The organism is Burkholderia sp. RS01, assembly GCF_039748055.1.
GTDB lineage: Bacteria > Actinomycetota > Actinomycetes > Actinomycetales > Micrococcaceae > Arthrobacter.
The window spans coordinates 43,562-70,077 of record NZ_JBDLAK010000008.1 but is presented as its reverse complement, the minus strand read 5'-3'; the positions used below and the strand labels follow the sequence as shown (position 1 = coordinate 70,077).

General features: G+C 65.9%; 31 protein-coding genes. 12 read left to right on the top strand and 19 right to left on the bottom strand.

What is annotated here, in order from left to right:
• Nucleotides 1-310 precede the first annotated feature (310 nt).
• Nucleotides 311-820 (top strand): amino-acid N-acetyltransferase, encoded by a 510-nt coding sequence (locus tag ABFP37_RS09420; RefSeq protein WP_347033379.1) that lies wholly within the window; start codon nt 311-313, stop codon nt 818-820.
• Here the strand turns inward: ABFP37_RS09420 and ABFP37_RS09415 are convergent.
• Nucleotides 807-1,049 carry a hypothetical protein gene (locus tag ABFP37_RS09415; protein ID WP_347033378.1) on the bottom strand — a complete coding sequence of 81 codons (243 nt, stop codon included), beginning with the start codon at nt 1,047-1,049 and terminating at the stop codon, nt 807-809. The two genes, ABFP37_RS09420 and ABFP37_RS09415, sit on opposite strands and share 14 nt — an antisense overlap.
• Before the next feature lie 6 nt (nt 1,050-1,055).
• Nucleotides 1,056-2,513: a glycosyltransferase family 2 protein gene (locus tag ABFP37_RS09410; RefSeq protein ID WP_347033377.1), complete on the bottom strand. Its 1,458-nt coding sequence runs from the start codon at nt 2,511-2,513 to the stop codon at nt 1,056-1,058.
• Between the two features lie 348 nt (nt 2,514-2,861).
• On the opposite strand from ABFP37_RS09410, the gene dhaK reads away from it, so the two are divergent.
• Genes dhaK through dhaM form a run of 3 tightly spaced genes read left to right on the top strand, consistent with a single transcriptional unit; the run spans nt 2,862 to nt 5,256 of the window.
• Nucleotides 2,862-3,863: a dihydroxyacetone kinase subunit DhaK gene (gene dhaK / locus ABFP37_RS09405; RefSeq protein ID WP_078027411.1), complete on the top strand. Its 1,002-nt coding sequence runs from the start codon at nt 2,862-2,864 to the stop codon at nt 3,861-3,863.
• A gap of 2 nt (nt 3,864-3,865) precedes the next feature.
• On the top strand, nt 3,866-4,492 hold the full coding sequence (dhaL, locus tag ABFP37_RS09400; protein WP_078027410.1) for a dihydroxyacetone kinase subunit DhaL: 627 nt from the start codon (nt 3,866-3,868) through the stop codon (nt 4,490-4,492).
• A complete protein-coding gene (gene dhaM / locus ABFP37_RS09395) occupies nt 4,489-5,256 on the top strand; it encodes a dihydroxyacetone kinase phosphoryl donor subunit DhaM (RefSeq protein WP_078027409.1) in 768 nt (255 codons plus the stop codon). The genes dhaL and dhaM overlap by 4 nt, the downstream gene beginning before the upstream one ends.
• 67 nt (nt 5,257-5,323) lie before the next feature.
• On the opposite strand, the gene ABFP37_RS09390 is transcribed toward dhaM, so the two are convergent.
• From ABFP37_RS09390 to ABFP37_RS09380, 3 genes are all read right to left on the bottom strand, one after another.
• A complete protein-coding gene (locus ABFP37_RS09390; protein WP_347033376.1) occupies nt 5,324-5,881 on the bottom strand; it encodes a hypothetical protein in 558 nt (185 codons plus the stop codon).
• A gap of 151 nt (nt 5,882-6,032) precedes the next feature.
• Nucleotides 6,033-6,863 carry an A/G-specific adenine glycosylase gene (locus ABFP37_RS09385; protein ID WP_347033375.1) on the bottom strand — a complete coding sequence of 277 codons (831 nt, stop codon included), beginning with the start codon at nt 6,861-6,863 and terminating at the stop codon, nt 6,033-6,035.
• Between the two features lie 202 nt (nt 6,864-7,065).
• Complete coding sequence (locus tag ABFP37_RS09380) at nt 7,066-7,533, bottom strand: hypothetical protein (protein ID WP_347033374.1); 468 nt, start codon at nt 7,531-7,533, stop codon at nt 7,066-7,068.
• Between the two features lie 161 nt (nt 7,534-7,694).
• Here ABFP37_RS09380 and ABFP37_RS09375 point away from each other — a divergent pair, with 161 nt between their 5' ends.
• On the top strand, nt 7,695-8,453 hold the full coding sequence (locus ABFP37_RS09375; protein WP_144275855.1) for a hypothetical protein: 759 nt from the start codon (nt 7,695-7,697) through the stop codon (nt 8,451-8,453).
• A gap of 7 nt (nt 8,454-8,460) precedes the next feature.
• Here ABFP37_RS09375 and disA read toward each other — a convergent pair whose 3' ends face one another.
• Nucleotides 8,461-9,537 (bottom strand): DNA integrity scanning diadenylate cyclase DisA, encoded by a 1,077-nt coding sequence (gene disA / locus ABFP37_RS09370; RefSeq protein WP_078027405.1) that lies wholly within the window; start codon nt 9,535-9,537, stop codon nt 8,461-8,463.
• Nucleotides 9,538-9,935: 398 nt separating this feature from the next.
• Between disA and ABFP37_RS09365 the strand changes: the two genes are divergently transcribed.
• Nucleotides 9,936-11,549 carry a peptide chain release factor 3 gene (locus ABFP37_RS09365; RefSeq protein ID WP_078027404.1) on the top strand — a complete coding sequence of 538 codons (1,614 nt, stop codon included), beginning with the start codon at nt 9,936-9,938 and terminating at the stop codon, nt 11,547-11,549.
• A gap of 598 nt (nt 11,550-12,147) precedes the next feature.
• On the opposite strand, the gene ABFP37_RS09360 is transcribed toward ABFP37_RS09365, so the two are convergent.
• Nucleotides 12,148-12,867 (bottom strand): autoinducer binding domain-containing protein, encoded by a 720-nt coding sequence (locus tag ABFP37_RS09360; RefSeq protein ID WP_015877499.1) that lies wholly within the window; start codon nt 12,865-12,867, stop codon nt 12,148-12,150.
• Between ABFP37_RS09360 and ABFP37_RS09355 the strand changes: the two genes are divergently transcribed.
• A complete protein-coding gene (locus ABFP37_RS09355) occupies nt 12,866-13,645 on the top strand; it encodes a beta-ketoacyl-[acyl-carrier-protein] synthase family protein (RefSeq protein WP_347033452.1) in 780 nt (259 codons plus the stop codon). The genes ABFP37_RS09360 and ABFP37_RS09355 overlap by 2 nt on opposite strands.
• 54 nt (nt 13,646-13,699) lie before the next feature.
• On the opposite strand, the gene ABFP37_RS09350 is transcribed toward ABFP37_RS09355, so the two are convergent.
• The 4 genes from ABFP37_RS09350 to ABFP37_RS09335 form a co-directional block, all read right to left on the bottom strand.
• Complete coding sequence (locus ABFP37_RS09350) at nt 13,700-14,467, bottom strand: YcnI family protein (RefSeq protein ID WP_078027402.1); 768 nt, start codon at nt 14,465-14,467, stop codon at nt 13,700-13,702.
• 106 nt (nt 14,468-14,573) lie between these two features.
• On the bottom strand, nt 14,574-15,239 hold the full coding sequence (locus ABFP37_RS09345) for a hypothetical protein (RefSeq protein ID WP_347033373.1): 666 nt from the start codon (nt 15,237-15,239) through the stop codon (nt 14,574-14,576).
• 443 nt (nt 15,240-15,682) lie between these two features.
• Entirely contained in the window at nt 15,683-16,402 is a 720-nt protein-coding gene (locus ABFP37_RS09340) for an autoinducer binding domain-containing protein (RefSeq protein WP_015877499.1), read from the bottom strand.
• A complete protein-coding gene (locus ABFP37_RS09335) occupies nt 16,403-17,122 on the bottom strand; it encodes an autoinducer binding domain-containing protein (protein WP_243567400.1) in 720 nt (239 codons plus the stop codon).
• Between the two features lie 43 nt (nt 17,123-17,165).
• Here ABFP37_RS09335 and ABFP37_RS09330 point away from each other — a divergent pair, with 43 nt between their 5' ends.
• Nucleotides 17,166-17,423, top strand: a complete 258-nt coding sequence (locus ABFP37_RS09330; protein ID WP_347033372.1) for a hypothetical protein — start codon at nt 17,166-17,168, stop codon at nt 17,421-17,423.
• A gap of 315 nt (nt 17,424-17,738) precedes the next feature.
• Here the strand turns inward: ABFP37_RS09330 and ABFP37_RS09325 are convergent, their stop codons facing one another.
• On the bottom strand, nt 17,739-18,458 hold the full coding sequence (locus tag ABFP37_RS09325; protein WP_243567400.1) for an autoinducer binding domain-containing protein: 720 nt from the start codon (nt 18,456-18,458) through the stop codon (nt 17,739-17,741).
• A 7-nt stretch (nt 18,459-18,465) separates the two neighbouring features.
• Between ABFP37_RS09325 and ABFP37_RS09320 the strand changes: the two genes are divergently transcribed.
• Nucleotides 18,466-18,951 (top strand): hypothetical protein, encoded by a 486-nt coding sequence (locus tag ABFP37_RS09320; protein ID WP_347033371.1) that lies wholly within the window; start codon nt 18,466-18,468, stop codon nt 18,949-18,951.
• Here ABFP37_RS09320 and ABFP37_RS09315 read toward each other — a convergent pair.
• Nucleotides 18,858-19,577 carry an autoinducer binding domain-containing protein gene (locus ABFP37_RS09315; RefSeq protein WP_243567400.1) on the bottom strand — a complete coding sequence of 240 codons (720 nt, stop codon included), beginning with the start codon at nt 19,575-19,577 and terminating at the stop codon, nt 18,858-18,860. The two genes, ABFP37_RS09320 and ABFP37_RS09315, sit on opposite strands and share 94 nt — an antisense overlap.
• A gap of 190 nt (nt 19,578-19,767) precedes the next feature.
• Here ABFP37_RS09315 and ABFP37_RS09310 point away from each other — a divergent pair, with 190 nt between their 5' ends.
• Together ABFP37_RS09310 and ABFP37_RS09305 are read left to right on the top strand one after the other, a co-directional pair.
• Entirely contained in the window at nt 19,768-20,541 is a 774-nt protein-coding gene (locus ABFP37_RS09310) for a YcnI family protein (RefSeq protein WP_347033370.1), read from the top strand.
• A 42-nt stretch (nt 20,542-20,583) separates the two neighbouring features.
• A complete protein-coding gene (locus ABFP37_RS09305; protein ID WP_347033369.1) occupies nt 20,584-20,946 on the top strand; it encodes a hypothetical protein in 363 nt (120 codons plus the stop codon).
• Here ABFP37_RS09305 and ABFP37_RS09300 read toward each other — a convergent pair.
• From ABFP37_RS09300 to lasR, 6 genes are all read right to left on the bottom strand, one after another.
• Nucleotides 20,937-21,602 carry an autoinducer binding domain-containing protein gene (locus ABFP37_RS09300; RefSeq protein WP_347033368.1) on the bottom strand — a complete coding sequence of 222 codons (666 nt, stop codon included), beginning with the start codon at nt 21,600-21,602 and terminating at the stop codon, nt 20,937-20,939. The genes ABFP37_RS09305 and ABFP37_RS09300 overlap by 10 nt on opposite strands.
• Nucleotides 21,603-21,662: 60 nt before the next feature.
• Nucleotides 21,663-22,328 (bottom strand): autoinducer binding domain-containing protein, encoded by a 666-nt coding sequence (locus ABFP37_RS09295; RefSeq protein ID WP_347033368.1) that lies wholly within the window; start codon nt 22,326-22,328, stop codon nt 21,663-21,665.
• A gap of 129 nt (nt 22,329-22,457) precedes the next feature.
• The gene (locus tag ABFP37_RS09290) at nt 22,458-23,195 is read right to left on the bottom strand and encodes a ferredoxin reductase (RefSeq protein ID WP_347033367.1); all 738 of its coding nucleotides are present in this window, start codon (nt 23,193-23,195) and stop codon (nt 22,458-22,460) included.
• A 10-nt stretch (nt 23,196-23,205) separates the two neighbouring features.
• Complete coding sequence (locus tag ABFP37_RS09285; protein ID WP_347033366.1) at nt 23,206-23,799, bottom strand: molybdopterin-dependent oxidoreductase; 594 nt, start codon at nt 23,797-23,799, stop codon at nt 23,206-23,208.
• A gap of 522 nt (nt 23,800-24,321) precedes the next feature.
• Nucleotides 24,322-24,618, bottom strand: coding sequence for a hypothetical protein (locus tag ABFP37_RS09280; RefSeq protein ID WP_347033365.1), 297 nt, complete (start codon nt 24,616-24,618; stop codon nt 24,322-24,324).
• A gap of 189 nt (nt 24,619-24,807) precedes the next feature.
• Entirely contained in the window at nt 24,808-25,527 is a 720-nt protein-coding gene (lasR, locus tag ABFP37_RS09275; protein WP_347032980.1) for a transcriptional regulator LasR, read from the bottom strand.
• 560 nt (nt 25,528-26,087) lie between these two features.
• Between lasR and ABFP37_RS09270 the strand changes: the two genes are divergently transcribed.
• Nucleotides 26,088-26,501, top strand: a complete 414-nt coding sequence (locus tag ABFP37_RS09270) for a nuclear transport factor 2 family protein (RefSeq protein ID WP_347033364.1) — start codon at nt 26,088-26,090, stop codon at nt 26,499-26,501.
• Nucleotides 26,502-26,516 lie beyond the last annotated feature (15 nt).

The window sequence follows — 26,516 nt, the reverse complement described above, 5'->3', positions numbered from 1 at the left end:
ACCGGACAGCCATTTGCCGGCGCCTCGCTCGTTCCTCGCTTAGACGGCGCCTACACAAGTGCCTGATCAGGTCGCCGCTCAAGCGCACGTCGCCAAACGCCGGGAAGGGTTGGGGCCGGACCGGCCAAGGACCCAAGGTGCGGTACGGCACGAGGCGAAGGAGGCTGGGGCATTTACGTAGCGTGCGTCTAAGCGAGGAACGAGCGAGCACGCGGTAAATGTCGCAGTCTCCGAGCCGGAGGTGAGTCGGAGGTGAGGCGGCGGAGGTGAGCGGGGAGGAGGGTGCGGCGGTCGCCGTAAGATGGGGGCTGTGACTGACGCCTTCTCTATTCGCCCCGCCCGCACCAGTGACGTGGCTGCCATCAAGAGACTCGTGGCGCCCCTGGCCGACCAACGGATCCTGATGGCCAAGGAGACGGTGGCGTATTACGAGAGCCTGCAGGAGTTCCGGATCGCGGAGTCGGCTGACGGAGAGGTGATCGGCTGCGGCGCCCTTCACGTCATGTGGGAGGACCTCGCGGAGGTCCGCACGCTGGCAGCCTCGGATGCCTGGCGGGGGAAGGGCGTGGGCCACGTCCTCGTCGAGAGCCTGCTGGAGGAAGCCGTGGCGCTCGGTGTCTCGCGGGTGTTCTGCCTGACGTTCGAGGTGGACTTCTTCAAGCGGCACGGCTTCGAAGTGATGGCCGACCAGTCGGCGCTGGACCCCCAGGTGTACTCCGAACTGCTCCGCTCGCATGACGAGGGCGTGGCCGAATTCCTGGATCTGGCCCGGGTTAAGCCGAACACGCTCGGCAACACCCGGATGATCAAGACCCTCTAGGAATCTCCCCGGCCTCCGGGTGGCCTTCCGGATAGATGCTGCGGGTCTCGGACCGCTGCCCGCGCCTCCACTCCGGAGGGTGGAGCCTCGGCAGGATCTTGGCGACGGCAAGCGCCGCGTACATCACCGTGTTCACGGCGACGAACGCAGCCATCATGGCGAACCAGTCCGAATAGAGAAGCGGCTCCGGCAGGAGCAGCCCCGCAGGGGTCGGGCCGAATCCAGTCATCACCGCTCAGCCCACCTTCGCCGGGGCCGAGACATCCTGCGCCGGTAGGGACGGCCCCTGGCGTGTGATGTGCTTCCAGCTGGCCTGCCGGCCCAGGGAAATGTCAATGATGCCCTTGACGTAGGCAACGTTGAGGAACATGTCGAACACCAGCTCGGGGAAGACGGTGAGGGCCAGGAGCCGCGCCCGCCAGCCCCCGGGCCACGCGGTGATCACCCGCTCGGCTGAGAACAGCACGCCCAGCCCCAGCCAGAACGGGAACCAGATCCAGGTGTCCTGGGCGAGTGCCATCAGGGCTATGAGCAGCAGGTACGAACTCAGGGCGATGACGCCGTAGCCCAGGCAGAACTGCTGGGCCCAGTACCGTGCCGTCTGCGGAGTGAACCCGTACGCGCCGAGGTTCTCCAATGCACCACGCTGCCACCGGAGGCGCTGGGCCCACAGCGTGCGCCAGGTGGGCATGAGCTCCGTGACTACCGTGCACTCCGCGGGAGACACCATGAGCGCGCCGAGGGACTTCAAAGCGATGGTCAGCTCGTTGTCTTCGGTCAGTGCGGCAGTGTCGTAGACGTCGCCGTGAACGCCCGGCAGGGAAGGGCCGCGGTATTCGGCCACAGCCCGCAGCGCCGCCGGCCGGAATATGGAGGCCGTCCCCGTCAGCACAAAGACCCTGCCCCGCCGGCGACGCATGTCCCGGGCATACCTGATGTACTCATTGCGCTGGAACTGGCCGATCAGCCCGTGCCCCTGTTCCCCGTAAAACAGGCCGCCGAGTGCCATCAGGGCACGGTCCCTCGTGAATCGCCCGGCCGCGGCCGCCAGGAAACCGTCGTCGAGCACGGTGTCGGCGTCCATGGCCATGACAAGGTCGTTGTCGCCCTGCCGGGGGAGGAGTTGTTTCAGGGCTTGGTTCAGGGCGCCGGCCTTCTTCTGCGTATTGCCCTCCGATTCGAAGACTTCGACTCCGGCCCGGCGGGCCACTTCCGCGGTTGCGTCGGTGCAGTTGTCCGCGACGACGATCACCCGGTCCGGCGGCCGTGATTGCGTCAGGAGCGACGACAGCGTTGACGGCAGCGAAACGGCCTCATTGTGGGCCGGAATGAGCACGCTCACGGTCAGCGGGCCGGCGTAGGCACCCCGCGTTGCCGCCATCACCAGCCGCGGAGCCAGCGGCTGGGCGGGGCTTGCCGAGCGCCGCGCACGGGTGGCCACCAGCCGCTCTGTGAGCGCCACCCCGGCAATCAGCAGAAGCGCGACGGCGATCGCCGCCGCCAACAGCCACGCCGACGGCGCATCGGCCACGTAGAGGACGCTCCACAGCCCGAGGATGATCCCCCGGCTGGGGGAGTGGGCGGTCACCGGAACCTCTGTGGAGACCATGAGCCACAGCAGCGCGGCGGTGCCGACGGCGAAGGCGGCGATCAGCAGGGCGGCGGCCCCCTGAAAGGGACGTTTCGAGTTCATTGAGGGTACCCCCGCTACGCGGATTTGCCGGTCCAGTGACCGTCTATCGACGCCATAGTGCCAGCGGTAGTGCGGATTTCCCGCTGGAACGAATCAAGATCCGCTCAACGTTCCCTCAACAGGATCTTTCTTTTTGTACATTTGCTGGATAAACTTTCGGGAACGCCGGAAGGGACAGTCATTGGGGGCTGTCCCTTCCGCTGTTCCCGCGCTGTTGCAGCGACTGCCCGCCGGGGTTTCCGCACATGGCGGTCACCAGAGCTACCGAAGGCCGGGTCCCGGTAGTAGGGTCAAATCACATCTTGACCGATGTCAATATCGAAGTACCGAGAGCCCAGGAGCCCGGCCGTGAAAAAGCTCATCAATGACCCCCGCGCTGTGGTGGACGAATCAGTGGAAGGATTTGGGCTCGCCCATGCCGACCTCGTGACAGTCAACGCAGATCCGAAGTTCGTTACCCGCCGGGATGCCCCCGTGGCGGGGAAAGTAGGCCTGGTATCCGGCGGCGGCAGCGGGCATGAGCCCCTCCACGCCGGATTCGTCGGGTTGGGAATGCTCGACGCCGCTGTGCCCGGCGCCGTCTTCACGTCACCCACCCCGGACCAGATCATCCCGGCCACACTCGCCGTCAACTCCGGCGCAGGAGTGGTCCACATCGTCAAGAACTACACCGGCGACGTCCTCAATTTCGAGACGGCCGCGGAGATGGCACAGGCAGAGGGCGTGGAGGTTCGCACGGTACTGGTCAATGATGACGTCGCCGTTGAGGACTCCCTCTACACTGCCGGTCGCCGGGGCGTTGGCGGCACGGTCCTGGTCGAGAAGATTGCCGGCGCCGCGGCTGAGCGGGGCGATGACCTCGATGCCGTTGCGGCCATCGGGGACCGGGTGAATCAGAATGTGCGGACCATGGGTGTCGCGCTCTCCGCATGCACCGTCCCGCATGCGGGCTCGCCGAGTTTCGACCTCAAGGACGACGAGATCGAGATCGGCATCGGAATCCACGGTGAGCCAGGGCGGCACCGGATCGCCATGGAGGGAGCCGACGGCATCACCGACCGCCTGCTCGAACCCATACTCGGCGATCTCGGGGTGGCCTCCGGAGACAAGGTCCTTCTGTTCGTCAACGGCATGGGCGGGACGCCGCTGAGCGAGCTCTACATTGTCTATCGTCGGGCCGCGCAGGTCCTGTCGGACCGGGGAGCCACCGTGGAGCGCTCCCTCGTCGGGAACTACATCACAGCACTGGAAATGCAGGGCTGCTCCATCTCGGTACTCCGGCTCGATGACGAACTGACTGCCCTCTGGGATGCCCCCGTGCACACCCCCGCCCTGCGCTGGGGCGTGTAGCCGTGGGGCTGGACGTCAACTGGGCCGTGAAATGGCTGACGCTCTCCGCTCAGGCGATGGCGGAGCACAGGGTGGAACTCATTGAACTGGACAGGGCCATCGGCGACTCGGATCACGGGGAGAACATGGATCGCGGCTTCCAAGCGGTCTTGGACAAGCTGGCAGAATCCCCGCCGGAAACCCCGGGGGCTGCGCTCAAGCTGACGGCCATGGCGTTGATGTCCAAGGTGGGCGGGGCCGCCGGTCCGCTCTACGGCACGGCGTTCCTGCGGGCCGGCACCGCGCTTGGCGACGCCGCCTACATCGATGCCGCGGCGCTCGCCGCGGCGCTGGGCGCCGCACGGGACGGCATCGTGGCCCGGGGCAAGGCGGAGTCCGGCGACAAGACCATGGTCGATGCCTGGACTCCCGCCGTCGAAGCCGCCGCCGCAGCGGCCGCCGACGGCGACACCCTTGCCGTGCTGATTGCCGCGGCGGAAGCCGCAGAAGCAGGGGCCGTGGCCACCGATCCCCTCGTGGCACGCAAGGGCAGGGCCAGCTACCTTGGCGAGCGAAGCGCCGGCCACCGCGATCCCGGGGCCGCCTCGAGCGCTCTGATCCTGCGTGCCGCAGCGGGGGCCGCCGCGTGACAGTGCGCATCGTTGTGGTTTCCCATAGTGAAAAGATCGCCGACGGCGCCGTGGAACTGGCAGCGCAGATGGCGCCGGACGTGATGATGGTTCCGGCCGGCGGAACCTCCGACGGCCGGATCGGCACCAGCCTTGAAAAGGTGATGTCCGCCCTGGAACTCGCCGCCGGCGGCGAGGGCATTGTGGTGCTCACAGACCTCGGATCGGCCGTCATGACCGCCGAGTCGGCGCTGGAATTCGCGGAAGCGCCGGATACGGTGCTGCTCGCCGACGCGCCCATTGTGGAAGGCCTCGTGGCGGCGGCCGTGGCAGCCCAGGGCGGCGCCAGCGTCCACGCGGTCAAACGGGCAGCGGAGGCAACCCACGGCTACCCCGCGTCGCGGCCCAAGGACGAGGAACATGTTCCCTCCGCCGCGCACGTTGCCGCAGGGGCCGCGCACGCCGGAGAAGCCCGCACCGGCGTCCCGCAGCCAGGAGTTTCCGTAGCTGCGCCGGCTCCCGCCGTTCCGGACGCGAGCGGCGACTTTGAGCTCGTCAACCTGGCCGGCATGCACGCCCGGCCAGCGGCAAAGATCGCCGGCGGCCTTGCCGCGCTCGACGCCGAGGTGACGGTTAACGGCGTCGACGGCGCCTCCATGACGGGGCTCATGACGCTGGGGGCAGGCAAAGGTTCGGTGCTCCATGTGGAAGCGTCCGGCCCGGACGCGGAACGCGCCGTGGCCTATGTGGAGGGCCTGGTCAAGGCAGGTTTCGGAGAACCCTGAAGCCCTTCGTGAACGGTCCCGGTGGCCCAACAGCCATGCGTCCCACCAGCTGAAGGGGCCCGGCAGCCTAGCGGTCCTGGCGGAGCCCGGCCTCATCCAACACCACGGAAGCGGAGATAAACCGCCCGCACGGTTCGCCGAACGGGTAGTCGCCCCGCGGAGTGAAGCGCAGGGTGCGCGCGGGCAGGGGGCTGCCGTCGATGGAGGTTCCCGTGGCCGTGACGTCTATCGGCGACTCCGTCAGGACGTCCAGCATGAGCATGCCCCGCTTGGTGCCGTCCGGCGAGGCCGTGGCTGAGCACGGGCGGTCCGGTCCGCGGCCGTCCTGCTCCGGAACATCTGGGCCTGGAAAGCCGCGCCTCGGAACATCGGGCGGCACGGCGGGCTCGCAGCCCAGGTCCACGGAAATGCTGCCGGCCACCAGCGTCAGGTCATTCTCCCGGCACACTCCCTCCTGGCAGGCCTTGACGTGGAGGGCCTTCACCGCAGGGGCGTAGCTTGCCGCCACCGTGACCGACACGCCTGAGGCCTGGGCGATCGCGGGACAGGCCACCTCGAACATGTGGCATCCGGAGACGAGTACGGTCGTCGCAACTGTGGCCAGAAGTACCCCTGCCTTGCCCATACTTCAGCGTAAATCCGGCTCAGTGCCGCGCGGACCCGGAGGCGGAAACTGGTGCAGACATCGTTACCCCTGCCACTGGAACGACTGCCAATTCGAGATCAAAGGGCGGCCCCCACAAGCCCCGGCCGGGGCCCGTCCGCCAGATGTGCAGCTACGCGGGCAGCCTGTACCCGCCCTGATGCTGCTCGGCGAGGCCGTCCGCCAGAAGCCCTGCCAGCGCCCGCTCCAGCTGCTCGGGAGGGCAGTTCAGGCGGTGCAGCGCGGCGAGCGGGACGCCGATGCCGGCCGCCTCGAAGCCGAGGTCCGCCGGCGCCTGCTGGAACATCTCCGCCGGCACCGGCGCGTCGGCCAGCCGCAGGACGGCCATCACGCCGCCGCGGACCTGGCGGTCAGTGCCGTGCCAGGCCTGGCCCTTGGGCGTGTACGACGGCGGCGGCTCGCCCGCCGCCAGCCAGGCGCACCGCTCGCGTACCGGACATGCGGCGCACTTGGGGGCACGCGCTGTGCAGACCAGCGCCCCCAGTTCCATGACTGAGGCGTTCCAACGGACGGAACTGCCGACGTCGTCCGGCAACAGTGCGGCGGCCAGCCGCATTTCCGCAGACGTCAGCGCCGGAGCGGGCAGTGCGCTGCCCGAAAAGAGCCGCGCGTGGACGCGCCGGATGTTGGTGTCCACCACTGTTTCGCGCCGCCCGAAGGCAAAGGCGGCGACGGCGGCCGCGGTGTAACCGCCCACGCCCGGGAGGCTGAGCAGCTCGGCGTAGCCCCCGGGAACCTCCCCGCCGTGGTCCTGAACGATCGCAGTGGCCGCGCCGTGCAACCGGAGGGCACGCCGGGGGTAGCCGAGGCGGCCCCACGCGCGGACCGCTTCACCTGCCGGTTCTCCGGCCAGGTCAGCGGGTTCGGGCCAGCGCCGCAGCCACTCTTCCCAGACCGGGAGCACCCGCACTACGGGGGTCTGCTGGAGCATTATTTCGCTCACCAGCACACCCCACGGAGAGCAGTCGGGCGATCTCCAGGGCAGGTCGCGGGCTTCGTCCCCGAACCAGTTCTCCAGGGCGCGGTGGATCGCCGGCAGCCCTAGTCCGGCAGGGGCGTCCGTGGACGCGGGGGAGGAAACGGTTTTGGTTTTGATGCCAACACTCTAGTTGAAATCCGGTCCGGCCATGCCGGGGCCCGGATTGTCAGCTGGCTTCCTGATGTATGTCCGGTTCCATTCCGTTGGGCCGAGTTCCGTTGGGCCGTGCGGGCAGGCGTTTCACATGGCCGTGAAGCGTCTCGCCTCCCCGGCCGTTGGCGGCCGGCACCGCAAGCGCGACCACAAAGCTGGCACCGTCCGGATCCGCGCAGCGGATGGTCAGGCTCCGCGTTCCCTCGGGAATCGACGGAGCAAAGAACTGCAGCTGACGGGCGCCAATGGTGGCAACCTGATCCAGCCGGTACTCCGTGCCGAAGTGATCGTAGATGGCAATTTCCGGGGTGTTGGGCTCCGAGCCGTTGGTGGATGCAAGGTGCAGGTTGACCACGATGCCGGTGTTCCAAATCTCAACGGCGAGAACTGTGAACTCCGTTCCGTGGCTCTGGTGCTTTCCAAAAGTCAGCGGCAGCAGGACGCGTTCAAGGTGACCGACAGACACATGATTTTCCATCAATGGTCCTCTCCTACTAGGCCCGGTAAGTGGTAACCGGGATTCAATTTTAGTAAGCCTGCTGACAGTTGTCACGGGAAATTGAACAACGAATTGAACATGGCTGGTCCCGGGCCCGGCGTGGTGGAACCCCATAAACCCCGGCCGTTCTCTAGCCTAGGAGGATGGGTAGGCAAGACGATCCGACATCCGGCGCGGGCCGGGTTCCGGTGCAGAAATCGGCGATGAAGAAGAAACCGGCAGCAAAGGCGCCGGCCGGAAGAACAGCGGGAAAAAAGTCTGCCGGTCCGGGCTCCCGGACTGTGCGGAAGCCGAGCCCGGCAGTGTACCGGCGTCGTCGCCTGTTCGCCGGGGGAGCGCTGCTGCTGGTCCTGGGACTGATCGCCGGCGGGATTGCCACAGTGTCCGCCGCGGTCAACGCCCAGACGGAGCAGGTAGCCGCCACGGAGGGCGGAAGTACCTCGCAGCCGAGCGGCGGGCAGACTGCGGGGGCGCCGTCCGCGACCCCCTCCGCCACGCCGTCGGCCTCACCCGCCTGTGACCAGAAGCTCGTGACCGTTACTGCCGCCACGAACAAGGCTTCCTACGGCCCGGACGAAAAGCCGATATTGACCCTCAAGGTCACGAACGGCGGCAAACTGCCGTGCAAGGTGAACATCGGCACGTCGCAGATGCAGTTCCTGGTCACCAGCGGCTCGGACCGGATCTTCTCCTCCGGTGACTGCCAGGCCTCCAGCAACGACCTCGTCAAGTCCATCGCCCCGGGCAGGAGCGAGACGGCGAACTTCCCGTGGCCGCGCAGCCGCTCGGTGCAGGGCTGCGCCAAGATCGCGGAGGGGTCCGCCGCCGGCAGCGGATACTACGTGTTCATCGCCAAGCTCGGCGCCAAGGTCAGCCCGCCGGCCGTCTTCCAGCTGAGCTGACGCGGGTTTAGAGGAAGCGGTCGAGGAGGCTGGCTTCGGCCATCCGGCTGAGCCCCTCGCGCACCGTGCGGGCACGCTGGTCGCCGATGCCGTCCACGGTCATGAGGTCGTCGATGCTCGCGGCCATGAGGTGCTGCAGCCCGCCAAAGTGGTCCACGAGCCGGTCGGCCACGGCCTTCGGGACGGCCTTCAGCCCGGACAGCAGGCGGTAGCCCCGCGGCTGGACGACGGCGTCGAGCGTGTCCACTCCGCCGGCGAACCCGATGATCCCGGCGATCTTGCCGAGGTCGATCAGCTCGGTGGGGCCCAGGCTGAGCAGGGCACTGACCGCACCGTCGATGTCCTCGGGCGACGCATTCGGCCCGGCGTAGTCGCGGATGATGATGTCGCTGCCCGGCCCGCGGCCCACCGTGAGTTCGTCCAGCTGGAGGGACAGGAGCCTGCCGTCCTCGCCGAGCTCCAGCACATACTGGGAAATCTCCTCCGAGATCCGGCGCACCATTTCCTGGCGCTGCAGCGTGACGGCGACGTCGCGCACGGTCACCATGGCCTCGATTTCCAGGGCGGAGAGCGAACTCGTGACCTGGTCCAGCCGGGACCGGTAGCGTTCCAGCGTGGCGAGGGCCTGGTTGGCGCGGGCGAGAACCTTCTCGGAGCCCTCCAGCACGTGCCGCAGCCCGTTCACGTAGAGGGCGATGATCTGCATGGACTGGCTTACGGAGATCACCGGGACGCCGGTCTGGATGGCCACGCGTTCTGCGGTCCTGTGGCGGGTGCCGGATTCCTGCGTTTCGATGCTTGAATCGGGAACCAGCTGGACCGCGGCGCGGAGGATGTTCCCGGCGTCCTTGTCGCAGATGATGGCGCCGTCCATCTTGGCCAGCTCGCGCAGCCGCGTGGGGGAGAAATCGATGCCGATGTCGAAGCCGCCGGAGCAGATCGATTCGATGGTCCGGTCCGATCCCAGTACAATCAATGCGCCGGTGCGTCCGCGGAGAATGCGTTCCAGGCCGTCCCTCAGCGGGGTTCCCGGGGCCACCCTACCCAAAGTCGCTTTCAGCGATTCTTCAGGGCTGCGAGCCATAGACATTCCCTTCAAAGGTGCAGGGCGGCCCTGCAGGTATGCCGGTTTTCAGGAGTCTGCCGGCAGGATCAAAAGTACTCGGTTTCCCGCATGCACCATCCTAGACGTACATTACCCCAAGAACCGCACGGACAAGCCTCAAAGTGCCCCGTCGAACGTCTGCCGGGAAGCCCCCCGAAGTGCCTCCGGCGGCGGCCGGCGGACGGCCACTTTGGGCCCGCCTTCCGCACGGTTTCCGGCCCTGCGATAAACTTGAAGCCTTGGCTGGCGAGTCACCGCCGCCACCCGGAAGCTGAATTCTCCTGAGCCCCAGATTCATCAGGGCTTCTGACCTTTCAGGCCCCCGCACATATTTCCGAAAACCAGGATCCTCCGCGGATCGCAGCGAAAGTAGCACCGTGTCCCAAGAAGTCCTCAGCCCCGCCCGAGTCCATGAGATTCACAAGCAGGCGGGCCGACGCCGGACGTTCGCTGTCATCTCACATCCGGACGCCGGCAAGTCCACGCTCACCGAGGCCCTCGCCCTGCACGCCAAGGTCATCGGCACGGCGGGAGCCTCCAGTGGAAAGGCCAACCGCAAGGAGACTGTCTCGGACTGGATGCAGATGGAGAAGGACCGCGGCATTTCCATCAGCTCCGCGGCGCTCCAGTTCTCCTACCGCGACACCGTAATCAACCTGCTGGACACCCCCGGCCACGCGGACTTCTCGGAGGACACCTACCGGGTGCTGGCCGCCGTCGACTGCGCAGTGATGCTCGTGGATGCGGCGAAGGGCCTGGAAACCCAGACCATGAAACTCTTCGAGGTCTGCAAACAGCGGAACCTGCCCATCATCACGGTCATCAACAAGTGGGACCGCCCGGGCCTTGACGCGCTGGCGCTGATGGACGAAATCACCGAACGCACCGGCCTCCAGCCCATGCCGCTGACATGGGCCGTGGGCATCTCCGGTGACTTCCGCGGCGTGTGGGACCTGCGCAACGACCGCTTTGCCCGGTTCCAGCGCAACAACGCCGGCGCCAACATCGCCCTCACCGAGTACTTCACCCCGGAGGAAGCCGCCGCCAACCAGGGGGACGACTGGTCCAACGCCGTGGACGAAGCCGGACTGGTCATCGAATCCAACCTTGAATTCGACGTCGACGCCTTCCACGCGGGCAAGGCCACGCCCATCCTGTTCAGCTCCGCGGCGCTGAACTTCGGCGTCAAGGAGATCCTGGACGCCCTGGTGGACTTCGCCCCGCCCGCCGCGCCGCGGCCCGACGTCGACGGCGCCGCACGGCCTGTGGACGCGCCCTTCGCCGGATTTGTCTTCAAGGTCCAGGCCGGCATGAACAAGGCCCACCGCGACCACGTCGCCTTCATCCGCGTCTGCTCGGGCGTGTTCGAGCGCGGCATGGTGGTCACCCAGACGCGGACTGGCAAGTCCTTCGCCACAAAGTATGCGCAGCAGGTGTTCGGCCGCGAACGCGAAGTCATCGATGAGGCATTTCCCGGCGACGTGGTTGGCCTGGTCAACGCGTCCTCGCTGCGGGTGGGCGACAGCCTCTTCCTCGAGGACCCGGTGGAATTCCCCGCGATTCCGCTGTTCGCTCCGGAACACTTCCAGGTGGCCCGTTCCAAGGACCCCAGCCGCTTCAAGCAGTTCCGCCGCGGCATCGAGCAGCTCGAGCACGAGGGCGTCATCCAGGTGCTCCGCTCCGACATCCGCGGTGACCAGGCGCCGGTGCTTGCCGCCGTCGGCCCCATGCAGTTCGAAGTGGTGGAGGACCGCATGGCCCACGACTTCAGCGCACCCATGCGGCTGGAACGACTCCCGTATTCCATGGCAAGGATCTCGACGGCGGACGCCATGCCCACGCTGGCCAACGTGATCGGCGCTGAGGTGCTGCTGCGGTCCGACGGCGAATACCTCGCCCTGTTCAACGACGTCTGGGCACTGCGCCGCATCGAGAAGAACCACCCCGACCTCACGCTCGTGCCGATCGGAACGCACAACCCCGCCAAGTAGCCGCTGCGGCCATCCGCCGGCCCCACGGATCCGAATACTCCATGGAACCCGGGGTTGTCCGGTCCTCCGGGCCGGGGCGGTGTTCCGGTCGGCTGAGCGGTGCCGAATTGTCTAACGCCGGGCGTCAGGTCCGGTTCCTGGAAGCAAGGTGTGCCATGTCTGCAGTTTCATCCCGGGCCGTCGTTACCGGCATGGGCTCGCTCAACCCCCTCGGCGCCACGGTTCCCGAAACCTGGACCTCAATGCTGGCCGGGCGTTCGGGCATCGCCGCCCTGAGCGAGGCCTGGGCCCACGCCCTGCCGGTGCGGATCGCGGGACGCGTCACGGCCGATCTGGCGTCCCTGCTGACTACCCGCGAGCTCAAGCGGATGGACCGCTGCGGACAGCTTGCGCTCGTTGCGGCCCGTGAGGCCTGGGCCCAGGCTGGAACCCCCGACGTCGATCCCGAACGGCTCGCCGTGGTGATCGGTTCAGGCTACGGGGGCCTGGACACCACGCTCGCCCAGACCCGTGAGCTGGACACCGGCGGTCCGCGGAAGGTCTCGCCGCACACCCTGACCCGGATCATGGTCAACGGCCCGTCCGCCTGGGTTTCCATCTACGGCGCCTGGATCAGCCCCATGCCGATCGCCTTGACGACCGCCTGCACCTTGTTGGCCGCGCCGAGCTTGGCGAGGATGTTGTTGATGTGGAACGTGACGGTGCGCTCGGAGATGTTGAGCTGTTCGCCGATCTCGCTGGCGGTGCGGCCTTCGCTGGTCCAGCTCAGCACCTCGCGTTCGCGCTTGGTGAGCGAGATGCTCGCGGCCGGCGACAGCTTCGGCACGAGGAACCGGCCCATCAGCGAATGCGAGAGATTGGCGAGCCAGTTGGCCTGCAGCGTCAGGCTGTTGATCTCGGCCGGCGTGAGGCGGTCCGAGCGCCGCGCGATGGTCAACAGTCCGAACACGCCGCGCGCGGCCCAGCTCGACTGCGCGACGCCGACCGACATGCCGAAGTCGCGCGCGTCGCGCCAGAGCGACGGTTGCTCCGCCGCATCGGCGTCGGGCCAGATGATCATGTTCGGGCTCGCCGCCCCGTCGCGCACGGTCGGATCGATCTCGATGTAGTTGCGCGCCTGATAGTGCGCCATCCAGCCCGGCGGATAGGTGTCGAAGATCTCGACCAAGGGCTGCGATCCCGGCTGCGGCACGCGGATTCCATAGCAGCAGTACTCGAAGCCGAGACGCTTCGAGTATGCGGAAACCTGGTGAAAGAGCTGCTGCTCGTTTTCCGCCGTATTGAACTGGTGGTAGGCATCCTGCCAGCGTAGTTCCATCGATCTTGGCGCCCGCGGCGGGGCACGCACCCCCGTCAGCGCCTGCGCGTCCGGCGCCGAGGCAATCGCGCAAGGTGCCGAGATGATCCGGTCCGGAGCGGCCGACGTCGTGATTGCCGGCGGCGTTGACGCGTGCGTCAACGACCTCATCATCAGCGGCTTCTCCCAGATCAGGGCCCTCTCCACCCGCAACGACGACCCGCAGGGGGCGTCGCGTCCGTTTGACCGGGACCGTGACGGCTTCGTCATCGCGGAAGGCGCCGGCATCCTGGTGCTGGAGAGCGAAGACCATGCCCGGGCGCGCGGCGCGGAGGTCCTGGGTGCCATAGCCGGTGGCGCCGTGACCTCGGACGCCAGCGATATTGTGGCGGCCGACCCGGACATGCAGCGCAGGGTCATGGAGAAGGCGCTCGCCTCGGCGGACCTCAGCGGGGCGGACATCGGATTTGTGCACGCCCACGCGACGTCCACTCCGGTGGGCGACAGGCTGGAAGCGCAGGCCATCCGGGCGGTGATCGGCACCGCGGTGCCGGTGACGTCCACGAAGTCGCTGACCGGGCACCTGCTCGGCGGCGCCGGCGCACTGGGTGCCATCGCCACGCTCCAGGCCCTCCGGACCGGCGACCTTCCCGGCACGTACAACCTGGGCCGCGTCGACCCCGAGGTGGACCTCAACGTCATCACCGGAACCGTCAGCGGCAGCACCGCGACGGCGGGCCTCGTCAATGCGTTCGGCTTCGGCGGACACAGCGTGGCGCTGGTGGTCACTGCGTCCTAGGCAGGGCCCTGTTTGAGCCTCCGGGCGGGTCACCCCAGGGCCCTGCCTACGGGGTCAGTTCTTCCGCGGGGTGCGCGTCCGGATGAGGGCGGCGCTCCCGGCGGCGAGGCCGAGGAGGCCGGCCGCCAGCCCGGCGATGCCGAAGGTGTTGTCCGGTGCGGCCGAGACGGGCGCGGTGGCAGACGCCGCCGTTGCATCGGCGACCTTCGCGTCCGCCGCAGTCGTGTCCGCAGCAGCAGTGCCGGCGCTCGCGCCATGGCCGTGTTCATCAGCGGCGGCCGTGGTGACGAAAGCGGGAACCGGGTGGTCGGGTTCAGCCTGGCCGGCAGCCTCGGGCTCATTCCAGTTCACCACCGTCCCGTCGGAGTAGGTCTGCGCCGCCGGCAGGGCCACCGTGGTGCCCGCGGCAGGGAGCCTGCCAACCGAGATCGAGAACGTCTGGTACTCGTGCTGTCCAAGCTGATGGGCCTGGTCTGCCGTCCAGATGACGGAGGACGCGGCTTTCGTGATCGTCGCGCCGTCGACCGTGACGGGGGCCGGAAGTTTGGCTTCGGTGACCTTGGCCGTCCAGCCTTCCATGGGCTTGACCGACACCGAGGTGAACGGTGTCCCGGTGGGCAGCGTGACGGTCAGTTTGGTGGTCTTGGCGGTCTCGGACTCGTTGGGAACTTTGAATGTCAGCTGGGAGAAGCCGCCGGCGGAGGTTGAGGCCGGATCCACTCTGACGTGGGCCGAGGCCGCGCCGGCGCCCAGGGCCATGAGGCCGGCTGCGGTGGCCAGGACGGTGGCGGATTTCAGCGTGCGTGTAGTCGGGAAGTTCACGATTCTTGCCTTTCGCGGGGGCTGCCGCACTCACGGCGGCGGACAGTGCTTGGGGATGGTGGGTAGGCGAATCCCGTTCACCGGTCCCCAGGACTGAGCAGGCAGGTCAGGGCATGGTGCACGGGCGGAGCTTGGCAGGAGGCCCGCGAAGGCTGTCCTGGCGAAGGTTGCGCCGCGGCGTGGGAACGAATGCCAGGTGGAAGATGGCGGCTTCGGGGCTGACGGGCATGGTCCCGGCGGGGCGTGGGAGCTGCACGAGCGGACGGAGCCATGCCAGGAGCTGCCACAGCGCCTCTTCGCCCTTGTGGAGCAGCCAGGCTGTACACACCAGCGCAAGGAGATGTCCGGCCGTCATGTCCGGTGCCTCGGCGGCCTCTCCGGTGTGAAGGGAGAGGGCCACGGAATCCGTTGTGGAACACCCGGCGCCCGGGGCAGCCCCGTGGTGCGGGGGCTGCCCGGCCAACGACGGCGGGCACACGGCTCCGCGGCTAAATGACGTGAAGGCCGTGTGCAGGATGAGTTGCCCGGCTCCCAGCACGCCCAAGAGTGTCAGGAAGGACAGCTGCCGGCCGGCGAGCCAGGCCGCCGGCGCCAGTAGGAGCGCCGCCAGGACGGCGGTGGCCGCCGGTCCGGGAAGCGCCCCGCCGCCGAGCACATGCCCGGCGGCGGCCAGCGACATCGTCATGCCCGTAACCAGGGCCGCACGGAAAAGGCGCAGTGAGCCGCGAAGATCCATCTGTGCCTCCCCTCCGGGCGCAGGCTTCTGTGACATGCCGACGGTAGGCAGGGCAGCGTGGGAAAACCTTGTGCCAGGGCCCGCAGATGGTCATGATGGCCACCCCGGAAAGGTGGTCCGCGAACCGGCCCCGGGTCATAAACTGAGGCAGGATGTTCGGCCGACGACGGAGGATGGTGTGCCATGGGCTCGCGGTTCAGAACGTGGCGGCTGCGCTGGGCCATCGGAGGTCTGCTCCTTGCCGTCTGCGCGACCGTTTTCCCTTTGGCTGCGGCGCAGCCGGCGGCCGCGCACGACGTCGTTGAGACGGTGGAGCCTGCTGACGGGTCCGTCGTCGCCGCAGTTCCGGGCATGGTCCGGCTGACATTCAACAGGACGCCGATCGCGATCGGCTCGCGGATCCTGGTCAACGACGAAAGCGGCACCAACCAGTCCGACGGGCCCGTGGTTATCGTGGACAACCAAGTCGCCCAGGCCATCTACGGCGCCTGGATCAGCCCCATGCCGATCGCCTTGACGACCGCCTGCACCTTGTTGGCCGCGCCGAGCTTGGCGAGGATGTTGTTGATGTGGAACGTGACGGTGCGCTCGGAGATGTTGAGCTGTTCGCCGATCTCGCTGGCGGTGCGGCCTTCGCTGGTCCAGCTCAGCACCTCGCGTTCGCGCTTGGTGAGCGAGATGCTCGCGGCCGGCGACAGCTTCGGCACGAGGAACCGGCCCATCAGCGAATGCGAGAGATTGGCGAGCCAGTTGGCCTGCAGCGTCAGGCTGTTGATCTCGGCCGGCGTGAGGCGGTCCGAGCGCCGCGCGATGGTCAACAGTCCGAACACGCCGCGCGCGGCCCAGCTCGACTGCGCGACGCCGACCGACATGCCGAAGTCGCGCGCGTCGCGCCAGAGCGACGGTTGCTCCGCCGCATCGGCGTCGGGCCAGATGATCATGTTCGGGCTCGCCGCCCCGTCGCGCACGGTCGGATCGATCTCGATGTAGTTGCGCGCCTGATAGTGCGCCATCCAGCCCGGCGGATAGGTGTCGAAGATCTCGACCAAGGGCTGCGATCCCGGCTGCGGCACGCGGATTCCATAGCAGCAGTACTCGAAGCCGAGACGCTTCGAGTATGCGGAAACCTGGTGAAAGAGCTGCTGCTCGTTTTCCGCCGTATTGAACTGGTGGTAGGCATCCTGCCAGCGTAGTTCCATTCAGAACATATCGATGAGCCCCGCCGAGACCGCCTTGACGACCGCCTGCACCTTGTTGGTCGCGCCAAGCTTCACGAGGACGTTGTTGACGTGAAAAGTCACCGTCCGCTCCGCGATGCCGAGGATCTGACCGATCTCGCATGCCGTCTTGCCTTCGGCGGTCCAGCACAGCACTTCGCGTTCCCGCGCCGTCAGCACGACGCTTGCCGCTGGCGCGAGCTTCGGCACCATGAAGCCGCTCATCAGCGAATGTGACAGGTTCGCGAGCCAGTGGGTCTGCAGCGTGAGCATGTCGATTTCGGCAGGCGTGAGGCGATCCGCATGGCGCGCGATGCTCAGCAGGCCGAACGCGCCGCGCGCGGCCCAGCTCGACTGCGCGATGCCGACCGACAACCCGGCCTCGCGCGCATCTTCCCACAACGGGCATGGCGCGACCTCGTCGACGTCCGGCCAGACGATCATGTTGGTGGTGAGCGCACCGTCGCGGACCGTCGAATCGATCTTGATGTAGTCCTGCGCCTGATAGTGCGCCATCCAGCCGTCCGGATAGGTGTCGAAGATCGCGACGGCCGATTTCGACACGGGCAGCGGCACCCGGATTCCGTAACAGCAGTATTCGAAGCCCAGGCGCTTCGAATACGCGGCGATCCGCTGGAAGAGCTGCTGCTCGTTCTCCGCGGCGCTGAATTGATGGTAGGCGTCCTGCCAGCGCAGCTCCATCAAGGCCGGTGCCCCCGCCGGCCGGTACAGGGTTGTTTGGCGCGTGGTGTCCTCCGACTCCCACCCCATTGAGGGAAGCTTCATCTTCACGGCCGGGCAGGCGAACGGTATCCGGCAATCCGGAACTGCGCGGCCCGCAGCGCAGGCGCCCGTCCAGACGCCCGCGGAGGAGGCCGGATTCCCCTGGGGCGTGGCCGCAGGAGGGATGGCGCTCGCGGCTTGCCTGATCGCGGTGGGTGCCTATGTGCGGCGTCGCCTGGCCCCCAACGAAGCCGCCGCGAGCACTGGGAACGGGCCCTGACGACCAAACCTCAGGACCCGGCCGGCAGCGCGTGATGATCGCCAGCAGAAGCTGGGGCGGTCCCGGCGGGCGACTAGAATTGAGCCACTGCCAGATTGGGCCAGCGCCGGAATTGAACCACCTGAATCCGGCCCCGCCGCCCGCGCCGCTGATCTTCCGGAAAGGACCGCCGATGTTGCCTCGCGCCCCGTTCCGGCTTTTCCGGACCGCGCTGATCGGGTCCATCCTTGTGGGATTCTCCGCCGGCGGGCACCTTGCCGCCGGCGGCCGGCTTCCGGAGCCGGCAATCCTCGCGGCGCTCTGCGCAGTGTCCATTCAGAACATATCGATGAGCCCCGCCGAGACCGCCTTGACGACCGCCTGCACCTTGTTGGTCGCGCCAAGCTTCACGAGGACGTTGTTGACGTGAAAAGTCACCGTCCGCTCCGCGATGCCGAGGATCTGACCGATCTCGCATGCCGTCTTGCCTTCGGCGGTCCAGCACAGCACTTCGCGTTCCCGCGCCGTCAGCACGACGCTTGCCGCTGGCGCGAGCTTCGGCACCATGAAGCCGCTCATCAGCGAATGTGACAGGTTCGCGAGCCAGTGGGTCTGCAGCGTGAGCATGTCGATTTCGGCAGGCGTGAGGCGATCCGCATGGCGCGCGATGCTCAGCAGGCCGAACGCGCCGCGCGCGGCCCAGCTCGACTGCGCGATGCCGACCGACAACCCGGCCTCGCGCGCATCTTCCCACAACGGGCATGGCGCGACCTCGTCGACGTCCGGCCAGACGATCATGTTGGTGGTGAGCGCACCGTCGCGGACCGTCGAATCGATCTTGATGTAGTCCTGCGCCTGATAGTGCGCCATCCAGCCGTCCGGATAGGTGTCGAAGATCGCGACGGCCGATTTCGACACGGGCAGCGGCACCCGGATTCCGTAACAGCAGTATTCGAAGCCCAGGCGCTTCGAATACGCGGCGATCCGCTGGAAGAGCTGCTGCTCGTTCTCCGCGGCGCTGAATTGATGGTAGGCGTCCTGCCAGCGCAGCTCCATGGTCCCGGTGGCCGCACTAACGCGGTTCCGGCTCACCTTCCCCGCGCTTACCGGCCTGCTGGGTGCCGGGCAGCTCTGGCTGCACTGGGCCTTCGACGCACTGTCGGCCGCGTCCTCTGCGACGGCGCCCCCGCAGCTGATGCCGGGCCATGCCCAGCACTCCGGGATGGTCGTGTCCGCGGAGGCCTTCGCCGGTGCCGCACCGGCCCACGAAGCCGCCTCCGATGGCCTCATGTTTGTAGCCCACGCTGTCGCCACCTTGGCCGCAGCACTGGTCATGGCCCGCGGAGAACAGGCCCTGGGAGTCGTGGCCTCCTGGCTGCGCCCCTTGGTCCGCCAGCCCCAGCCGGTCGGCATCGTTCCGGCCCGTGTCCCGGGCCCCTGCGGTGCGCCGGCCATTCAGAACATATCGATGAGCCCCGCCGAGACCGCCTTGACGACCGCCTGCACCTTGTTGGTCGCGCCAAGCTTCACGAGGACGTTGTTGACGTGAAAAGTCACCGTCCGCTCCGCGATGCCGAGGATCTGACCGATCTCGCATGCCGTCTTGCCTTCGGCGGTCCAGCACAGCACTTCGCGTTCCCGCGCCGTCAGCACGACGCTTGCCGCTGGCGCGAGCTTCGGCACCATGAAGCCGCTCATCAGCGAATGTGACAGGTTCGCGAGCCAGTGGGTCTGCAGCGTGAGCATGTCGATTTCGGCAGGCGTGAGGCGATCCGCATGGCGCGCGATGCTCAGCAGGCCGAACGCGCCGCGCGCGGCCCAGCTCGACTGCGCGATGCCGACCGACAACCCGGCCTCGCGCGCATCTTCCCACAACGGGCATGGCGCGACCTCGTCGACGTCCGGCCAGACGATCATGTTGGTGGTGAGCGCACCGTCGCGGACCGTCGAATCGATCTTGATGTAGTCCTGCGCCTGATAGTGCGCCATCCAGCCGTCCGGATAGGTGTCGAAGATCGCGACGGCCGATTTCGACACGGGCAGCGGCACCCGGATTCCGTAACAGCAGTATTCGAAGCCCAGGCGCTTCGAATACGCGGCGATCCGCTGGAAGAGCTGCTGCTCGTTCTCCGCGGCGCTGAATTGATGGTAGGCGTCCTGCCAGCGCAGCTCCATTCTCCCGCCGGCCAGCCCCGCTCTGCGCCTGCCCTCCCTGCGGGGACCTCCCGGACTGGCGCCGGCTGCCTAGCAGGACCCTTCACTACGGACAGGGACCGACGGCGGCGCGCACCACCTTCCTTCCCGGCGCCCGCCATGCTGCGGGCCTGTTCCTGATGATTTTTTCTTTGTGAAAGGCACACCTGCCATGAATAGCTTCCTTCGCCGTACCCTGAAGACCGCAGCCGCCGCCTCGATGACGGCGGGGCTCCTGGCCGCCAGCGCCGTGGCCGCTTCCGCTCACGTCACCGTCGATCCGTCCAAGACCGCCGAGGGCGGATTCACCAAGCTGACCTTCAGCGTCCCGAATGAATCCGAGACCGCCAAGACCAACCGGCTCGAGGTCAAACTCCCCACCGACACCCCGCTGACGTCGGTCTCGGTCAAGCCGATCGACGGCTGGAAGGCGCAGGTTGTCACCACTGCACTGCCCAAGCCGGTGGAGATTGACGGGGCCACAGTGACCAAGGCACCTACCAGCGTGATCTGGACCGCCGACACCGCCCACCAGATCGGCCAGAACGAATTCCAGACCTTCACGCTCTCGGTTGGCCGGCTCCCGGCTGCCGGCACCACGGTGACGCTGCCCGCCGTGCAGGGCTACACCGACGGGACCACTGTTGGCTGGGCCGATACGGAAGAGGCAGGGCACGATCACGCCGCAGCGTCCGCGTCAGCGTCCGCGCCGGCGTCAGCAGCCGCAGAAAAGGAGCACCACCCGGCGCCCGCCTTCGTCACCACCGCCGCCGAAGCCACGGGCTCCGCAACCGCGACGCCGGAAGCGGCACCTGCCGCCTCAACGGTGCCGGCTGGTTCGTCCAGCGGCAGCGAAACCTCAGGCCGGTTGGGGCTGGTAGCAGGCGTGCTTGGTCTCGCCGCGGGCGTCACCGCGCTGGTACGCACTCGGGCCCGGAAGAACTAGCCGTTTTCTTCCAACGCGGCGGTCACCCAGGATCCCGGCCCGGTGGCTCTTACGACCGGCAAGGATTTCAGGCCCCTGGGTGGAGCAGTGCTTTCTGGCCAAGCCCTAGCCCTCTCGGTCGATTTGGAGGTAGCTGAGTCCGCTTACATCGAGCCAGTAGCTGGTGGGAGTCTCCACGAGTCGCAGAAGGACGCCGTCGCAGGAACTGCAGCGCACAACGATTCCCGGGGCGTCGGCATAGACTGCCGCCTCCCCGAAGACCCGGACGGCGCCGCAGTTTTTGCACCGTCCGATCGCTGCGATGATGTCGATGCGGAACAGTTCCCACAGAGGCCCTGCCGCAGCGTTTCCGTCCAGATGAGGTATCGGATTACCCGCGATTCCGGCGATGTCATTCAGATATAGCCCATCGCGACGGCGTAAGAGACTGCCTGCACGCGGTTACTGGCGCCGATTTTGCGTTGGATGTTGCGGTGGTGGTAATTCACCGTATCGGTGCACACCCCCATGATCACGCCGATTTCCTCCGAGGTCTTGCCGTCGGCCGTCCAGCGCAGCACATCACATTCCCTACCGCTGAACTCCACATCCGTATTGAACACACGCACGTCGCTCTCCAGCTCGGAAATCTTCTCGTGGACCGCTGCGGCAAACGCCTTGGTCACCACCTTCAACGCCTCAAATTCCTGAAGACTGATGGGATTATCCTTGCGCGCCAGGCTTAACACCCCAACCCTCCCCTGGGTGTTGAACGAGGGCTGTGCCAGGCCGTGGCGTAAATTCGAGTCGTTGGCTTCGGACCACAGATCCGGGCACCCACGGAACAACTCATTGCTCCACAAAATGGGGGACGACGATACTTTGCTGTGTTTCACCGTGGGATCGATCACCGCGTAGTTAGCCGCCTGATATCGCTGCACCCAGTCCTCGGGATAATTGCCATACATATAAGTCCTGGGCCGCATGAACGGAGTCACGCTGCACATGCCGTAGGCAAAAAAATCAAACCGTAGTTCGCGCAAGGCCCTCAACGCGACAGCCGTAAACTCCTGCATATCCATGGTTCGCGCAAAGATACTATAAAAGTACGCATCCCATCCCAACTGCTGCCCTAATTCCATTCAGATATAGCCCATCGCGACGGCGTAAGAGACTGCCTGCACGCGGTTACTGGCGCCGATTTTGCGTTGGATGTTGCGGTGGTGGTAATTCACCGTATCGGTGCACACCCCCATGATCACGCCGATTTCCTCCGAGGTCTTGCCGTCGGCCGTCCAGCGCAGCACATCACATTCCCTACCGCTGAACTCCACATCCGTATTGAACACACGCACGTCGCTCTCCAGCTCGGAAATCTTCTCGTGGACCGCTGCGGCAAACGCCTTGGTCACCACCTTCAACGCCTCAAATTCCTGAAGACTGATGGGATTATCCTTGCGCGCCAGGCTTAACACCCCAACCCTCCCCTGGGTGTTGAACGAGGGCTGTGCCAGGCCGTGGCGTAAATTCGAGTCGTTGGCTTCGGACCACAGATCCGGGCACCCACGGAACAACTCATTGCTCCACAAAATGGGGGACGACGATACTTTGCTGTGTTTCACCGTGGGATCGATCACCGCGTAGTTAGCCGCCTGATATCGCTGCACCCAGTCCTCGGGATAATTGCCATACATATAAGTCCTGGGCCGCATGAACGGAGTCACGCTGCACATGCCGTAGGCAAAAAAATCAAACCGTAGTTCGCGCAAGGCCCTCAACGCGACAGCCGTAAACTCCTGCATATCCATGGTTCGCGCAAAGATACTATAAAAGTACGCATCCCATCCCAACTGCTGCCCTAATTCCATGGTCCTCGACGCGCGGGTCCTCGACGTGCGGGTTCTCGGCGCCTTGGGAGGGCAATCCGCTTATGCCAGTCACCGGAGTCCTCCAGTTCCGCCGAAGCGTTCGGTCTTGATCGAGGTGGCCGGGTAGCCCGCCTGCACGAGCCATCCTGCGACCGTTTCGACAAACATCGTCTGACCACAGATGAATATGTCGGGGCCAGCCTCCGCCGGCAGGACGGTCGCCAGCAACGTTTCGGCCGTGAGCCGCTTCGGAGCACCCGCCCAGCCCGGGGGAACTTTGCGGGTGTAGACGTAGTCGACCGTGAGTTTGGGGGACTCCCGGCTCAGAGTAAGCAGCTCCTCCCGATAGAACCCCGCCTCCGGCGATTTGAGGGAATACAGAAGCCGGAACGGTGACGGATTCTCCGATGCCTCATGCGCCCGGATCATGGACATGAGCGGCACGATGCCGGACCCTCCGGCGATCAGCTGAACAGTGTTCGTGTCCGTCGGCCGCCAGACGAACCAACCACCCACCGGCCCCCGTATTTCCAATTGATCGCCGACCATCAGGTCCCTGACCAGGTAAGGGGAGACTTCCCCGTCGGTCAATTCATCGACCGTGATCTCCAGGATTTCGTCCATGCCGGCTGTAGCGACGGAGTAGGACCGTACGGCGGTGTACCCGTCGTCGGCCGTGAGCCGGATATCGATGTGCTGGCCGGCGAGGTTGCCGTTCAAACCGTCGACCCTTAGCCCGATGGTTCTGGAAGTTTCCGACTCAGGAACGCCGCTGACGACCTCGGCGACACGCCAGAGCGTGCTCATGCGGGCGCCCTCATGAGTAGCGCTCCTCGCGCCACGGATCGCCGTGCATGTGGTAACCATTCGATTCCCAGAAACCGGGAATGTCCTCCCGCATCAGCTCGATGCCGTTGATCCACTTCGCGCTCTTCCAAAGGTACAAATGGGGCACCAGCAGGCGGGCCGGTCCACCGTGGGCCCATTCCAGTGGCTCACCGTCGAATTCCCAGGCCACCCACGCCTTGCCGCCAAGAAGGTCCCGCAGCGGAACGTTGGTCGTATAGCCGCCGTAGGAGTGGGCCGTCGTGAATTCGGACGCTGTTTCCACGTCCTCGAACAAAGTGTCCAGGGATACCCCGCGCCACGAAGTGCCCAGCTTGGACCAGCTGGTGACGCAGTGAATATCGGTCCGGATATCAACCTGCGGTAGTGCCATGAATGCGTCCCAGGACCACGCGTGGCGCTGCCCCGCCTCGGTTGTAATGAAGAATTCCCAGTCTGCCCTGGCGACATAAGGTGCAGGGCCCGCCGTCAATACGGGAAAGGTGCCCGTCTCGTGTTGACCGGGTGGTATCGCTGCATTGCCGGTCCGCCGTTTTCCGTGAAAACCAGACGAGATAATGCCCATTATTCACCTCCGATGCGGAGACCTCCGATCGGCTTTGATCGGTTCCCCAACGATATGGCAACGGCCCCGCGGGGTCCAGACATTCACCGTTGCCTCACTGCCCGGCATCCTTGGTGCAAGGCTTTCACCCGCCCCGTTGTTAGCTGACAGCGATGAGAGGCTTCCGCTGTATTTCCGGGACCACCGGGAATGGCCGTCTATACCCAATCTTCTGAATCTGATCCTTGACCCCTGCCTTGGCCAGGTCATCGCAACTCCCACACAGATCTTGGGGGCTGCGGCGACCGCTGAAACTTTTGCCGAGTGGGACTACGTCCTTGGTGCAGAGTTGTTCGGAGCTCGCGGACGCGGTGCACGTTAAAGATGAGGCGGAACACGGCCAGCGGCGTTCTCGCCGCTATTGAGTGGATTCCTCCTGCGGGGCCTGACTGACCGTGCCTTGAAGACTGCCGGTGTCCTCGTCGCGGATGCGAAACCACCGCGAGGATAAAGCCGAGCCTCGGCAAGTCCGTTCCGTGGTGCTCAGGCGTCTGCGCCCTGCGTGAAGTAGTTGTAGGCGTCGTAATAGGTGATTTTCGGCTGCTCGGGAATACCAGATTCTGCGCTATAGGGCCCGATCTGGTCCCGTGCGAAGGCGTCATACAGCTCCCGGGACTTCCAGAGATCCGTTACGAGTATGCCGTTGTCCGTCGCGCCTACCCAGTGGGACAGTGCGCCGGCCGGGCCCGGGCCGCCCCGTGAGAGTCCCATTCTTTCAATGACCTGGTCGTATTGTTCCAGTGTGGCGCCGTTGAATTCCATGATGACTGCAACCGCCATTTCCTTATCCTTCCAACGGGCGGGCTGTGGGGAACGGCCCGCAATTGACCTGATACGGCCCGTCATACGCGCGGGACAGTCGTTCGTCAACATCCCGCGGAAAACGGCAACGGTGGGTCGATCGGACGTCTGAAGGGTCCGGAAAAGAGGGCTCTCCGGGCCCGCCGGATCCGCTGCGGAAGGGGGCATTCAGAGAGTAATAAGACCCAAATTAACGGCCATAATGGCCGCTACGCGGCGGGAGGTCACACCGAACTTCCGCCGAATATTTCCCATATGGAAGTTCACATTGGCTTCCGAGCAGTTGCAGATAACCGATATCTCCCAACTGGTCTTGCCGATGGCGCACCACTGCAACACTTCCTTCTCCCGGCTGGTCAGAACCACCGGTTTGCTGACCGGATGTTCGAAGGCCAGTCCGGCACCGCTCTGCAGTGCGTAGTCCTTGAGCATCCACAGGGTCGGCAGGACCGACTCTATGAAACGGTTGGCCTCGGCCCGGTTTTCCGCTTCCACGCTGAGGCTCAGCGCGCCGAGTTCGCCGCGAGCACCATGCAGCGGCATGGTCAGCCCATACACCAGGCCGGCGGCCGAGGCTTCCTCGAAGAACTCGTGCTGCTTTCGCGTCTGGTAGATGGACGGTTCCCAGAAAATCGGCAGTACGCTCTGGGTACAGTGACTGACCGTCGGGTCGACCCGCGCGTAGCCAGCCCGGTCGTAATGCTCGCGCCAGGCGGCCGGGTAGTTGCCGACGATGAAGGCGTTCTCGTAGTCCTGGCTGTCCTTAGGCAACAGGCCGAACAGGATCTTCGAGAATCCAAGGTCGCTCGCCATCTTCTGCAGGATGGCGCTCCACTCCAATTTTCCACTTGAGCGTTCCAGCTCAAGAAAACCGTCAACCAAGGCCATTTCCGATCGCGGTTCCGACCGTGGAACGCCGGTATCTCCTCGGGATTTCAAGCTTCTTCAAACGCCGATAACCGGCCTTTCGTTCACTTAGGAAATTTGCAGCGGTTAATCGGCAGAACGTGCAGAGCCAGCCCTGCCTGCCGACGCGACTTGATGGGCTTCGCAAGCAGTGATCCTGCCGTATCGAAGCGAGATCGGAAGCGTCGGGCGGCATCTGAAGCATGCCTTGAAAACCTGACTCCGGTTAGTCCCAGGTGCCCGCTTCTGCAGAACTAATGTTGCGCTGGCCTCGAATGCGACGAAGGAATGAGCCATCGGCCGACTTCCTTGATGGGTGATGCCCAGGCCTGGACCAGCCCTTGCAGCCTGACCACTAGAGTGATTTTGAGCGGTCCACGGCTGGGGTCAATTCGGGTTCTGCTCGGCTGGGAATTAGGAGCCGTTGGGGTGGCTCCCTGGCCGTAGTAGTAGCGGAGAATTAACGCATCCGAGGATGTTGCCGGGAACCTTTCGGGCGCCAGACGGTGGCGCGACCCCGCCCGGCGGGGAGGAGTAATCAGGTGAGCGAGGTTATCCAAAGACTGATGGCTGCCTTCAATAACCACGACCTCGAGTCAGCGGCCGGGTTATTCCATGAGTCATACAAGAGTGTGCAACCGGCCCACCCGGCCAGGGCCTTCGTGGGTCGGGCGCAGATGCACGCGAACTGGGCAGCCATGTTCGCCGGCATTCCCGATTTTCACGCAGAAGTGGTCCGCTCGGTGGACGACGGCAATGCTACGTGGAGCGAATGGACTTGGGCCGGCACGCACACTGACGGGCAGCCCTTCCGCATGCGCGGCGTGACGATCTTCGAGAGTGAGGACGGTCTCATAACGGCCGGTCGCCTCTTCATGGAAGAGGTTGAACGAGAAGACATAGGCATCGCCGAGGCAGTCCAGGCGTTGTCTGGCCGCTTGCCGGAAAATCCATAACCGGGTCCCATTCGC